The organism is Streptomyces sp. NPDC048483, assembly GCF_040651455.1.
Taxonomy (GTDB): Bacteria; Actinomycetota; Actinomycetes; order Streptomycetales; family Streptomycetaceae; genus Streptomyces.
Genome location: NZ_JBEZJZ010000008.1, coordinates 117,957 through 130,810, shown reverse-complemented (window position 1 = coordinate 130,810; position 12,854 = coordinate 117,957). Strand labels below are relative to the sequence as shown.

The window sequence follows — 12,854 nt, the reverse complement described above, 5'->3', positions numbered from 1 at the left end:
CACGACCGCACCCACGACGAGGAGAGACCCATGTGCCTGGCGGTACCCGGCAAGGTGGTGGAGATCGAGGAACGCGACGGCACCCGGATGGCCACCGTCGACTTCGGCGGCGTCGTCAAGGAGGTGTGCCTGGAGTACGTACCGGACCTTGTGGTGGGCGAATACGCGATCGTCCATGTGGGCTTCGCGCTGCAGCGCCTGGACGAGGACTCGGCCCGGCAGACGCTTGCCCTCTTCGAGGAACTCGGGCTGCTCCAGGAGGAGTTCGGTGACCCCTGGGAGGCGGCGGCCGCGGAGGCGGGCGTCCTGCCGGGGCCCGCCATGAGTGACGGAGCGACGGAGGTGCAGCGGTGAAGTACCTCGACGAGTTCCAGGACCCCGAGCTGGCCCGGCGGCTGCTCGACGACATCCGCGCCACGGTGACCCGGCCCTGGGCGCTGATGGAGGTCTGCGGCGGCCAGACACACACCATCATCCGGCACGGGATCGACCAACTCCTCCCGGACGAGGTCGAGTTGATCCACGGTCCGGGCTGCCCCGTCTGTGTGACCCCGCTCGAGGTCATCGACAAGGCCCTGGAGATCGCCGCCCGCCCCGAGGTCATCTTCTGCTCCTTCGGGGACATGCTGCGGGTCCCGGGAACCGACCGCGATCTGTTCCGGGTGCGCAGCGAGGGCGGCGACGTACGGGTCGTCTACTCCCCGCTCGACGCGCTGAAGGTCGCCCAGCAGAACCCGGACCGCGAGGTGGTCTTCTTCGGCATCGGCTTCGAAACCACCGCCCCGCCCAACGCCATGACGGTGTATCAGGCCCGTAAGCACGGCATCCCCAACTTCAGCCTGCTGGTCTCGCACGTCCGGGTGCCGCCCGCGATCGAGGCGATCATGACCTCGCCGAGCTGCCGGGTCCAGGCGTTCCTCGCCGCCGGACACGTGTGCAGCGTGATGGGGATGAACGAGTACCCGGCGCTTGCCGAACGCTTCCGGGTCCCGATCGTCGTCACCGGCTTCGAACCGCTCGACATCCTGGAGGGCATCCGCCGCACCGTCCGCCAGCTGGAGCGCGGCGAGCACACCGTCGACAACGCCTACCCGCGCGCCGTACGCACCGAGGGCAACCCGGCCGCCCAGGCCATGCTCGCCGACGTCTTCGAGGTCACCGACCGCGCCTGGCGCGGCATCGGCACCATCCCCGCCAGCGGCTGGCGGCTGTCCGCCCGCTACCGCGACTACGACGCCGAACACCGCTTCTCGGTGGCGGACATCACCACCCGCGAGCCCGCCGCCTGCCGCAGCGGCGAGATCCTGCAAGGCCTGATCAAGCCCCATGAGTGCGAGGCGTTCGGCACCACCTGCACCCCGCGCACCCCGCTCGGCGCCACCATGGTCTCCAGCGAGGGAGCCTGCGCCGCCTACTACCTCTACCGCCGACTCGGCGTCACACCCACCAAGCTGGAGGCGAGCCCCGTTGCCTGACACCTCCCTGCCCGCCCTGGACATCTCCGGCTGGACCTGCCCCGCCCCGCTGCGCGACCAGCCCCGCGTCGTCATGGGACACGGCGGAGGCGGCGCACTCTCCGCCGAACTCGTCCAGCAGATCTTCGCCCCCGCCTTCGGCGGCGAGATCCTCGCCCAGCTCGGCGACTCCGCGGCCGTCTCGCTCGGCGGCGTACGCCTCGCCTTCTCCACCGACTCCTACGTCGTGCGCCCGCTGTTCTTCCCCGGCGGCAGCATCGGCGACCTCGCCGTCAACGGCACCGTCAACGACCTCGCCATGAGCGGCGCACGGGCCGCCTACCTCTCCTGCGGCTTCATCCTGGAGGAGGGGGTGGAAATGCCGGTCGTCGCCCGCGTCGCCGACGCCATGGGCGCCGCCGCGCGCACCGCCGGCGTCGAAGTGGCCACCGGCGACACCAAGGTCGTCGAGGCGGGCCACGGCGACGGCATCTACCTCAACACCGCGGGCATCGGGCTGATTCCGGCGGGCGTCGATCTGCGCCCGCAGCGGGTCGTACCCGGCGATGTGGTGATCGTCAGCGGCGGCATCGGCATCCACGGCGTGGCGATCATGAGCGTCCGCGAGGGCCTGGAATTCGGCGTCGAGATCGAGAGCGACTGCGCGGCCCTCGGCGGCCTGGTCGAGGCGATGCTCGCGGTCACCCCCGACCTGCACGCGCTGCGCGACCCCACCCGCGGCGGCCTGGCCGCCGCCCTCAACGAGATCGCCACCGCCTCCGGAACCGGCATCGCCCTCCAGGAACGCGCCGTCCCCGTCCCGCCCACCGTCGCCAACGCCTGCGCCATCCTCGGCCTCGACCCGATGTACGTCGCCAACGAGGGCAAACTGGTGGCGTTCGTCCCGCGCGCACACGCCGACGCCGTACTGGACGCCATGCACGCGCACCCCCTGGGCACCGACGCCGCCGTGATCGGCGAGGCGGTCGAGGCACACCCCGGCATGGTGGTGGCCCACACCCCGCTCGGCGGGACGAGGGTGGTGGACCTGCCCATCGGCGAGCAGCTTCCGCGGATCTGCTGAGGCGGCGTCAGGCGGGAGGCCGAGGCGCCGGTCCCGTTGCGTACCGCGCCTCGACCCCACCCCGCGTACGACGCCAGGGACGCCCGCCACCCGGCCGGGACGACAGATGCCGTCACACCCGCTGACCTCTTCGCTCCCGGGGGCTACGGTGTCGGGCCATGAGCCGGCCGACGATCGCGATGCACCATGTGCGGGCCGCGCTGAGCGGCGCCGAGCGGCACGGCATCGACACCGTGCCGCTGCTCCAGAGTGCCCGGATCCCGCCGCTGCTGCTCGCCGACGACCGCGCCCGGGTCACCCCCGAACAGTTCACCCGCCTGGTCAAGGCCCTCCACGGGGCCACCGACGACGAATTCCTCGGCCTGGGCCCGGTCCCCAGCCGGCGCGGCACCTTCGCGATGATGTGCCACGCCTGCCTGGGCTGCCGCGACCTCGGCTCGGTCCTGGAGCGGGCGGCGCGGTTCTACGGGCTCTTCCCCGGCGGACCCGAGATGGCGCTGGAGACGAGTGCCGGCCCGGACGGACCGGCACAGGCCGTCTTCTCCCTCCGCAGCGACCTCCGCCCCTACGACCACGGCAACTTCCTCGCCGAATGCGTCCTGATCATCTGGCACCGGCTCTCCAGCTGGCTGATCGGCCGGCGCATCCCGCTGCGCTGGGCCCGGTTCGCCCACCCCGCGCCGGTCCACGCCCCCGAATACGCCGTCCTGTTCGGCTGCCCGGTCCGTTTCGGCGCCCGCCACACCGCGGCGGGCTGGGACGCCCACTGGCTCGCCGCACCGGTCGTACGGGACGAGGCCGCGCTGGCGGCGATGCTGCGGCGGGCGCCGGCCGATCTGCTCAGCCGGCGTGACTACGGCACGACCGTCGCCGAGCAGGTGCGGCGCAGCCTCGCCCAGGCGCTGCGGGCCCCGGCGCCGACGCGGCTGCCGGACGTCCCCGAGGTCGCGGCCCGGCTGGCGGTCAGCCCGGCGACGCTGCGGCGGCGGCTCCAGGCCGAGGGCACCTCGTACCAGCGGCTGAAGGACGCGGTGCGCCGGGACGCGGCGATCAGCTCGCTGGCCGCGGGGCAGGAACCGATCGCCGAACTGGCGGCCCGGATCGGCTTCTCGGAGCACACCGCCTTCCACCGGGCCTTCCGGCGGTGGACGGGGACCACACCCGGTGCCTACCGGCTGAACGGGGTCATGGACGGGTGTGGTGAGCGGTTCGCCGGTCCGTCCTGCGACCCCTCATGAGACAACGGGTCAACAAAGCTGAGCGTCCCGGTCAGCGCCTTCCTTACCGGCCGGTCACTACGGTCGCCCCAACCACCCTGGCACCCGAGTCAGTTGGGAGAGCCGCATGCCCCTACGCGCCACCGCACTCACCGCCGTCGCCCTGACCCTGTCGCTCGGCCTCACCGGCAGCAGCGCCGCCTCGGGGCTGCCGGAGGCAACCGGCAGCCCCGGCGACATCGTGTCGTCGTCCCCCACCTCCTTCCACCCGACACCCGGCCAGCCGACCAATACGCGCGCCTGGCACCTCACCTATCGCTCCACCACCGCCCAGGGGGCCCCCAACACCGTCTCCGGGACGCTCATCGTCCCCAACGACGGCAGGACGGGCCCCCGTCCGCTGATCACCTACGCCGTCGGAACCGTCGGCCTCGGCGACTCCTGTGCCCCCTCCGCCGGCTTCCCCAAGGGCACCACCATGGAGGCCAACCTCATCCAGCAGCTCACCCACCGCGGCTGGGCGGTCGCGGTCACCGACTACGAAGGCCTCGGCACCCCCGGCGACCACACCTACACCGTGGGCCGCGCCGAAGGACAGGCCGTCCTCGACGCCGCCCGCGCCGCCCAACGGCTGCCCGAAGCGGCCGCGGCCGGCGTCACCGCGAACTCCCCGGTCGGCATCATGGGCTACTCCCAGGGCGGCCAGGCCAGCAGCTGGGCCGCCGAACTGCACCAGTCGTATGCGCCCGAGCTCCGGGTCAAGGGCACCGCGACCGGCGGCGTACCGGCCGATCTGCTCAAGGTCGCCGACGCCAACGACGGCAACGTCGGCGCCGGACTGATCCTGATGGCCGCCATCGGCCAGAACGCCGCCTTCCCCGAACTGCACCTGGAGAAGTACCTCAACGACAAGGGCCGCCGCTACGTCGACTTCATGAAGACGAACTGCGTGGCGGACGGCACCGTCGCCGGACTCTTCAAGAAGGTCTCCGACGTCACCGTGAGCAACCCGCTGTACGAGCCGGACTGGCAGCAGCGGCTGCGCGAGTCGAACGTCGGCGGCCGTCGGCCGGACGCCCCGGTGTACCTCTACCACGGCACCGCCGACGAACTGATCCCCTACGGCGTCGGCAGCCGGCTGCGGTCCGACTGGTGCGGTATGGGCGCCACCGTCCAGTGGACCCCCGTCCCGCTCGGGGAGCACGTCCTCGCCGCCATCGCGGGCGCGCCCCAGGCCGCCGACTGGCTCGCCGACCGCTTCGAGGACAGGCCGGCGAACGGCAACTGCGGCTGACCCGGGTTTCGGGGCCGCCCGCCCGGATCCCGGGACCGTGCCCCGGGATCCGGGCGGGCGGCCTGTGGCCCGTCGCACTCACGACGCGCCACCGGCCGCTCCCTGCGCGTCACCCCCTGCCCCGAATGGCCCACACGGACCGCGTCCCCGCACGACAGCGCCCGCCCCCACTCCTAACGTCGGGCCTGTGACCTGCATAAACACTCCGGACGAACTCCCCGAGGTGCCGCTGCGCATCGACCGGGGCCACGCCGAGCCCGAGGAGCTCGCGGCCCTCACCGTCATCCTGGGCGCCCGTCTCGTCGGCCTGCGCATCCTCGCGGAGAATCACCGCCGCAGACAGTCCGACCAGCAGCACATCGTCCGCGAAGCGCGCTGCGCCTGCTGGTCGGGCTGCTGGTGCTGCGCCTGATCGGGGCGGGGCGGGCGCGGGCACCTCGCTAGGACAGGCCCTGGCTCGCCGCCCCCAAGCCCTCCAGCCCCGCCGACAGCGGCCCCGTATGGATCACCCCCAGCCGCTGCGTGGCCCGCGTCAGCGCGACATACAGATCGCTCGCCCCGAGCTCCTCGGGCGCCACCACGATCACCGTGTCGAACTCCAGCCCCTTGGCCTGGCGCGGAGCGAGCAGCACCACCGGGCGCGTCAGATCCGGGGCGGCGCCGGCGGAGGCGGCCGGGAGGGCGGCGGCCAGGGCCTGGTGACGGGCGCGTGGGGCGATCACCGCGAGGCGGCCCGCGTCGCGGGTCTCCTCTGCGACGGCCTCGGCGACCGCGCCGGTCACCTCGTCGGTGCGCCGCGCCCAGGGCCGGATACCCGTCGACCGGATCGAGCGCGGCGGCTCGAAGGACGGGTTCGCGGAGCGGGGCACCTCGGCCGCGATCTCCATGATCTCGGTCGGCGTCCGGTAGTTGACGCCGAGCCGGACATGCTCCCAGCGATCGCCGACGTACGGCTCGAGGACCGTCTGCCATGCGCCGCAGCCGCCCGGCTCCGCGGTCTGTGCCGGGTCGCCGACGAGCGTCATCGAGCGGGTCGGGCAGCGGCGCATCAGCAGCCGCCAGGCCATCGCGGACAGCTCCTGCGCCTCGTCGACGATGATGTGGCCGAAGGCCCAGGTGCGGTCGGCCGCGGCGCGTTCGGCGGCGCTGCGGTGGTCGGCCTCCTCGTGCCGGTCGGCGAGCCGTTCCGCGTCGAGCAGGTCGTGCGCGGCCAGCACCTCCGAGGCATCGGCATCCATGTCCTCCTTGTCCTCGAACTCCTGGGTACGGGAGCCGTAGGAGAGCTCGAGCACGCCCTGCGCGTACGCGATCCGCTCCTGGCGCTCGGCCTCCGCGGCGGCGCGGGCGGCCGAGTCGTCCTCGCCGAGGAGTTCGGCGGCCTCGTCGAGGAGGGGGATGTCCGCCGGGGTCCATGCGCCGCCGGTGCGCCGGATCGCGTCCGCGTCGGCCTTCGGGAGGTGGACGGGTTCGGCGAGGAAGTCGGTGACCAGCTGCTGCGGCGTGAGCGCCGGCCACAACTCCTCGATGGCGGCGTGCACTTCGGGATCCGTCGCGATCGCCTTGCCGAGCTGGGCGATGTCGTCGGGGCCGAGCAGGTTGGGCCCGCCGTACGGGTCCGCGCCGAGGCGTTCGGTCAGCTGCGCGGTGAGCGCATCGATGACGCGGAACGCGAAGTGCGGGCGGGCGAGGTGGTGCGGCAGCCCGGTCTCGCGTGCCTGGCGCCGGGCCTCGTACGCGATCTCCGTGTCCAGCCGCAGTTCGCCGTCCTCATGGTCGATCACGGTCACCGGGTCGGGCAGAATCTGCCGGTCCGCCACGAAGCGGGCCAGCGCGTCCGCCATCGCCGCGTCGCCCTTGACCTCGGCGGCCCTCGCGGTGTCGGTGCCGGTCGCGGTCACGCCCGGGAAGAGTTCGCCGGGCGTGGCGAGCAGGACACCGGTCTCGCCGAGAGAGGGCAGCACCTCCCCGATATAGCCGAGGAACGCCGGATTGGGCCCGACGATCAGCACCGCGCGGCGGGCCAGCTGCTCCCGGTGCGCGTACAGGAGATAGGCGGCGCGGTGCAGGGCCACGACGGTCTTGCCGGTGCCGGGTCCGCCCTCCACGACGAGGACGCCGTGGTGCGGGGCGCGGATGATGCGGTCCTGCTCGGCCTGGATGGTCTGCACGATGTCGTGCATCCGGCCGGTGCGCGCCGCGTCCAGCGAGGCCAGGAGTACGGCGTCCGCGTCGGTGCCTTCGTGTCCGGTGCGTACGGCGTCGGCGAGGTCCAGGATCTCGTCGTGCAGCGCGGTGACCTTTCCCCAAGCTCTCGGCTTTGCTCGAGCAGGGGATACCCCAACGCCCTGGGTCGTGATGTGCCGCCGGCGGCGCAGTCCCATCGGGGTGTGGCCGGTGGCGAGGTAGAAGGGGCGGGCGACCTCGGCCCGCCAGTCGAGGACCAGCGGGGTGCGGTCCGCGTCGTCGCGCCGGATACCGATACGGCCGATGTGGTGATCGCGGCCGTCCCGGAACACCAGGCGGCCGAAGCAGAGGCCGTTCTCGCCGGCGTCGAACGCGGCGAGGAGACCGGACTGCTCGGCCACCAGGACGTCGCGCTCCAGCCGGGCCTGGTGGGTGTTTCCCGCCGGCGGCAGGGCGTGGTGCACCGCGGTCTCGGCCTCGGTCCGCAGTTCGGCGAGGCGGTCATAGAGCAGGTCGATGAATTCCTGCTCTTTCTGCAATGCGTGGTTCGGCGCGTTTGACAATTCAGCTCCGCCTGGATATAGTGAAGTTGAAGGGTGGTTAGTTGTCTTGATTTTATCAGGGCAGGCAAGCTCCCAATATACGCAGAGAAATACCCCGGCCGTCAATTCGGTGCGGGGATTTTTTGTGTCCGATGACTGGTGCACGACGGCTTGTGCCGGCCGGCCGGCCTCACCCGGAGCGGTGCAAAGGACATCCGGCCTCGTCACGTAGGCTCCGACCTGCTGGGACAGGTTGACGAGGAGGCCATTTTTCGTGTCGGAGCGTCAAGTGACGGGTGGGGGCGGAGCGGACGGCGCGCCGGACGTGCAGGCGCAGGAGGGGCGGCTGCGGCGGGAGCTGGGGTTCTGGGGTCTGACGGGGATCGGGTTCTCCAACATCGTGGGTTCCGGGTGGCTGTTCGCCGCCATGTACGCGGCGCAGACGGCGGGGCCGGCATCGCTGCTGTCCTGGGTCGGGGCGGGGCTGCTGTGCACGCTGGTCGCCCTGGTCATGATCGAGCTCGGCGCGTCACGGCCGGAGGGCGGCGGCACCGTCCGCTGGCCGCTCTACGCCAGCGGGCCGCTGGTCGGCACCCTCGTCGGCTGGTCGGTGCTGCTGTCGGTCGGCGGCACCGCGGCCGAGATCAGCGCGATCATGCAGTACGCCGCGCACTACCTCCCGGACATCTACAACGGCCACACCCTCACCGCCTCCGGCCTGGCGCTGGCCGCCGGGCTCAGCGTGCTGCTGACCGCGCTGAACTGGTTCGCGGTGCGGATGTTCGCCCAACTCAACAACCTGGTCTCGGTGTTCAAGATCGTGGTGCCGGTGGTCACGGTCATCGCGCTGATCGCCTCGGGCTGGCATTCCGGGCGGCTGACGGACCATGGGGGATTCGCCCCGTACGGCTATGTGGCGTGTCTGACCGCACTGGCCGGAGGCGGCATCGTCTATTCCGTGAACGGCTTTCAGGCGCCGCTGGACTTCTCGGGGGAGACCCGTAATCCGCGCCGTACCATTCCGGCCGCGGTGCTCACGGGAATCGGCCTGGCCCTGGTGATGTATCTCGCCCTCCAGGTGGCGTTTTTGTTCGCAGTACCCGAAGACCTGCTCGGCGGCGGCTGGAAAGGAGTCTCCTTCGACTCGCCTTTCGGGCAGCTCGCGCTGATTTTGAATCTGCACTGGCTGTCCAGCCTGCTGTATGCGGACGCGGTGCTTTCGCCGGGCGGTTCGGCCTATGTCGGTGTCGCCATCGACGCCCGGCACACCTATGCGCTCGCCAAGAACGGCACCATTCCGCGCTACTTCATGAAGGTGAATGAACGGTTCGGGGTGCCACGGCGGGCGCTGGTGGTCAACCTGGTGGTGATCATGGTGTTTCTGCTGCCGTTCGGGGGCTGGCAGGACATCGTCAGCGTGATGGGCGACATGTATCTGCTGATCTACGCGGCGTCGGCGGTCGCGGTCGCGGTGTTCCGCGCCGAACCGGGCGGCCGTACGGCGGGCTGGGTGCCGGGCCTGCGGTACATCGCGCCGCTCAGCTTCGTGGTGTCGACCGAGTTCGTGTACTGGTCGGGCTGGGGCGATCTGCGGCTGGCGCTGCCGCTGGTGCTCGGCGGGCTGCTGATCTTCCTCGCGATGCGTCGCCGGGGAGCGCACGACGGACCCGCCCGCCCGCTCCTCGCCGAACTGCGCACCGGCGCCTGGCTGGTGGCCTATCTCGTGGTGCTGACGGTGCTGTCCTGGCTGGGCACCTTCGAGGGCTCCGGGCGGCTGCCCGCTCCGTACGACTCCCTCACGGTGGCAGCCGTCGCACTGGGGGTGTTCTTCTGGGCGGTACGGGCCGGCGTCGGGCACAGGACGGCGTCCCGTACGGCCGCGGCGTAACGGATCACGCGCCGCCGCTGGCCGCGCGGAAGCCGATCCGCAGAAATATGATGAAACCCGGGAGTTGTGGATCCCGCCAGGTCAGGAGGCCGGAACGGACAAGCCGAGCGGATCGCACCCCGCAGTGGTCCCTGCACCGACGCACTTTGGAGCGGTCCATGCTTCGGCGTCGTCCCCCACGGTCGGCGAGCGCTGACGACCTTCTGACCACGCTCGGGCGGCTGACCGCCCAGGCGCGGGAAGGGGCCGAGCTTCAGCAGGCCCGCGTCGAGCTGGCCGAGGCGCTGCAGCGCGAGATGCTGCCCGCCACCTTGCCGGAGGTGCCCGGGCTGCGGGCGGCGGCCACGTATGCGCCCGCCCGGCACGGTCTGGACATCGGCGGCGACTGGTACGACGGCTTCTCGTTGCCCGACGGGTCCCTGGCGTACTGCATCGGCGATGTCCAGGGACACGACGTGGAGGCGGCCGCCTTCATGGGGCAGATACGGATCGGCCTGCGCGCCGTCGCCCCGCACGCCGCCGACCCGGGCGAGGTGCTCAGCCGCGCCAACGACCTGCTGCTCTCGGTGAAGGCCGGCCTCTTCGCCACCTGCACCTTCCTCCGCTTCGACCCGGCCACCTGGGAACTCTCCAGCGCCCGCGCGGGCCATGTGCCCGGAGTCTGGGCCACCACCGACGGCGGCTGCGGCGTCGCCGAGGACCCCGGGGGCCTGCCGCTGGGCATCGCGCCGGGCGAGACCTACCCGGTCACCCGGCGCCGGCTCACGGTGCCGGGCAGCTTCGTCCTGCTCACCGACGGTGTCGTCGAGGGGCCGTCGTACGCGATCGAGGCGGGACTGGCGCAGGTGGTCGCCCTGGTCGGCGCCAGGGCCGGCGAGGATCCGGCCGCGGTGGCCGCCGAGGTGATGAACATGGCCGAATGCACCGGCCACACCGATGACGCCGCGGTGATCGTGCTGAGCTTCGACGGGGTGGCGGACAGGGCCGGGTGAAGCGCGCACCGGGCGCGCGTGTCGCGGACGGCGCCGGGACGTCCGCGATGTCTGATGGCTGCTGTGGTGCGCACCGAGCAACTCCGGCGGCCCGCTACCGCAGCCCTGACGATCGTCGCCCTCACCGCCGTCTACTACGGGGCCGCGCGGATCGGGCTGCTGGAGCAGGTCGTGATCACGGACACCGTGGTCACGCCCCTGTGGCCGCCCACGGGCATCGCCCTCAGCAGCATGCTCCTGCTGGGCCTGTGGACCTGGCCGGCCGTCGCCCTCGGCACCCTCGCCATCGTCTGGACGATCAGTCCGCTCGACATCACCGTCCTCGCCATCATCGCGGGCAACACGCTGGCCCCCGTGTGCTCCTGCCTGCTGCTCCGGCGCGTGGGCTTCCACCCCGAACTGGACCGGCTGCGCGACGGGGTCGCGCTGGTACTCCTCGGCGCCTTCGCCGGGATGCTGATCAGCGCGACGTTCGGCAGCGGCACCCAGGTGCTCACCGGTTCGCTGCCGACCGGCGAATTCTGGCAGGCCTGGGCGGCCTGGTGGGTGGGCGACGCGATGGGTGTCCTCGTCGTCGCGCCGCTGGTCCTGGCCTTCCGTACGGTCCGCCGGCCGCGGGACATCCCGCTCCACCGGTGGGCCGAGGCGGCGGCCCTGCTGGCGTCCTCGGTCGTGGTCTCCCTAGTCGCGGTCAAGAGCCCGCTCTCCCTGCTGTTCCTGGTCTTTCCGCTGATCGTGTGGGCGGCGCTGCGCTTCCAGCTGGCGGGGGCCGCGCCGTGCGTGCTGCTGGTGTCCGTCGTGGCGATCGGGGCGGCGACCGACCGCGTCGGGCCGTTCGAAGGGCAGAGCCTGCTGGAGGCGATGGTCAATCTGCAGGCCTTCAATGCGTCCGCGGCGCTCACCGCGCTGCTGCTGTCGGCGATCATCGCCGAGCAGAAGGGCATCCGGCGGAAGATCGAACAGGCCTGCGCGGAGCTGGCCGAAGTGGTGGACCGGCTCGCGCCGGGGGAGAGCGGCCGCCGCTGGCCGCCGGACGGCAGCCCCTGAGCCGTCAGCCGTCGCGCAGCAATTCCCCCAGGTCATAGCCGACCGGCTCCTCCAGCTGCGCATAGGTGCAGCTCTCCGGCGTACGGTCGGGCCGCCAGCGACGGAACTGGGCCGTGTGCCGGAACCGGCTGCCCTCCATGTGGTCGTAGCCGACCTCGCACACCCACTCCGGGCGCAGCGGCACCCATGACAGGTCCTTCCCGCCGCTCCACCGGCTGGGCCCGCCCGGCATGCGCCGGGAGGCGTGCGCCGCCTCGTCCGTCCAGCTGCCCCAGGGGTGCGCCGCGACATCGTCCGTCCGCAGGGGTTCGAGCTCCTCGACGAGCGTGCGCCGCTTCGCCATGGGGAACGAGGCGCACACCCCGACATGCTGCAGCTGCCCGGCGTCGTCGTGCAGGCCCAGCAGCAGGGATCCGACCACCGGGCCGCTCTTGTGCAGCCGGTAGCCCGCGACGACGCAGTCGGCGGTGCGGGCGTGCTTGATCTTGAACATGGCGCGGTCGCCAGGCCGGTACGGCAGATGCAGCGGCTTGGCGACCACCCCGTCCAGGCCCGCTCCCTCGAACCGCGTGAACCAGGTACGCGCCAGCTGCTGATCGGTGGTCGCGGGCGCGGTGTACACGGGCGCCCGGGCCGGCCGCAGCGCCTCCACCAGCGCCTCCCGCCGCGCCGACTGCGGCTCGTGCATCAGCGAGCCGGAGTCCAGGGCCAGCAGGTCGAAGGCGACGAGGGAGGCGGGTGTCCGCTCGGCGAGCGTGCGGACCCGGGAGTCGGCCGGATGGATGCGCTCCAGCAGCTCCTCGAAGTGCAGCCGCCCGTCGTGCGCGATGACGATCTCGCCGTCGAGGACGCAGCGGGGCGGCAGCTCGGCCCGTACGGCGGCGACCACCTCGGGGAAATAGCGGGTGAGCGGCTTGGTCGTACGGCTGGCGATCTCGATCTCGTCGCCGTCCCGGAAGACGATGACGCGGAATCCGTCCCATTTGGCCTCGTACTGCATGCCCGCGGGAATATCGGCCACGAGCTTGGCGAGCATGGGGGAGACCGGGGGCATGACGGGCAGGTCCATGCTCCCGATCCTGAAGGCCGGACGCCCGTGGCGCGCGCCGGAGCGGGCTTCCCGGCGCGCGGGAGGGGCGGCCGGAACTTAGC

11 protein-coding genes are annotated in these 12,854 nt (G+C 72.1%); 9 read left to right on the top strand and 2 right to left on the bottom strand.

Annotation, left to right across the window (positions count from 1 at the left end; all coding sequences use genetic code 11):
- The first annotated feature begins 30 nt into the window (after positions 1 to 30).
- From AB0D04_RS06920 to AB0D04_RS06895, 6 genes are all read left to right on the top strand, one after another.
- Positions 31 to 354 (top strand): HypC/HybG/HupF family hydrogenase formation chaperone, encoded by a 324-nt coding sequence (locus AB0D04_RS06920; RefSeq protein WP_362700149.1) that lies wholly within the window; start codon positions 31 to 33, stop codon positions 352 to 354.
- The gene (gene hypD / locus AB0D04_RS06915; protein WP_362700147.1) at positions 351 to 1,475 is read left to right on the top strand and encodes a hydrogenase formation protein HypD; all 1,125 of its coding nucleotides are present in this window, start codon (positions 351 to 353) and stop codon (positions 1,473 to 1,475) included. Before AB0D04_RS06920 ends, hypD begins: the two co-directional genes overlap by 4 nt.
- Positions 1,468 to 2,538, top strand: a complete 1,071-nt coding sequence (hypE, locus tag AB0D04_RS06910) for a hydrogenase expression/formation protein HypE (protein WP_362700145.1) — start codon at positions 1,468 to 1,470, stop codon at positions 2,536 to 2,538. Before hypD ends, hypE begins: the two co-directional genes overlap by 8 nt.
- A 158-nt stretch (positions 2,539 to 2,696) precedes the next feature.
- Positions 2,697 to 3,776: an AraC family transcriptional regulator gene (locus AB0D04_RS06905; protein WP_362700143.1), complete on the top strand. Its 1,080-nt coding sequence runs from the start codon at positions 2,697 to 2,699 to the stop codon at positions 3,774 to 3,776.
- A 106-nt stretch (positions 3,777 to 3,882) separates the two neighbouring features.
- Positions 3,883 to 5,049: a lipase family protein gene (locus tag AB0D04_RS06900; RefSeq protein WP_362700141.1), complete on the top strand. Its 1,167-nt coding sequence runs from the start codon at positions 3,883 to 3,885 to the stop codon at positions 5,047 to 5,049.
- A gap of 187 nt (positions 5,050 to 5,236) precedes the next feature.
- Positions 5,237 to 5,461, top strand: a complete 225-nt coding sequence (locus AB0D04_RS06895; RefSeq protein ID WP_362700139.1) for an acyl-CoA carboxylase subunit epsilon — start codon at positions 5,237 to 5,239, stop codon at positions 5,459 to 5,461.
- A 28-nt stretch (positions 5,462 to 5,489) separates the two neighbouring features.
- On the opposite strand, the gene AB0D04_RS06890 is transcribed toward AB0D04_RS06895, so the two are convergent.
- The gene (locus AB0D04_RS06890; RefSeq protein WP_362700201.1) at positions 5,490 to 7,772 is read right to left on the bottom strand and encodes an ATP-binding domain-containing protein; all 2,283 of its coding nucleotides are present in this window, start codon (positions 7,770 to 7,772) and stop codon (positions 5,490 to 5,492) included.
- 349 nt (positions 7,773 to 8,121) lie between these two features.
- Here AB0D04_RS06890 and AB0D04_RS06885 point away from each other — a divergent pair, with 349 nt between their 5' ends.
- From AB0D04_RS06885 to AB0D04_RS06875, 3 genes are all read left to right on the top strand, one after another.
- A complete protein-coding gene (locus tag AB0D04_RS06885; RefSeq protein WP_362700199.1) occupies positions 8,122 to 9,663 on the top strand; it encodes an APC family permease in 1,542 nt (513 codons plus the stop codon).
- Positions 9,664 to 9,821: 158 nt separating this feature from the next.
- Positions 9,822 to 10,655 carry a PP2C family protein-serine/threonine phosphatase gene (locus AB0D04_RS06880; protein ID WP_362700137.1) on the top strand — a complete coding sequence of 278 codons (834 nt, stop codon included), beginning with the start codon at positions 9,822 to 9,824 and terminating at the stop codon, positions 10,653 to 10,655.
- Between the two features lie 63 nt (positions 10,656 to 10,718).
- On the top strand, positions 10,719 to 11,702 hold the full coding sequence (locus tag AB0D04_RS06875) for an MASE1 domain-containing protein (RefSeq protein WP_362700135.1): 984 nt from the start codon (positions 10,719 to 10,721) through the stop codon (positions 11,700 to 11,702).
- A gap of 4 nt (positions 11,703 to 11,706) precedes the next feature.
- Here the strand turns inward: AB0D04_RS06875 and AB0D04_RS06870 are convergent, their stop codons facing one another.
- The gene (locus AB0D04_RS06870; RefSeq protein ID WP_362700133.1) at positions 11,707 to 12,771 is read right to left on the bottom strand and encodes an ATP-dependent DNA ligase; all 1,065 of its coding nucleotides are present in this window, start codon (positions 12,769 to 12,771) and stop codon (positions 11,707 to 11,709) included.
- Positions 12,772 to 12,854 lie beyond the last annotated feature (83 nt).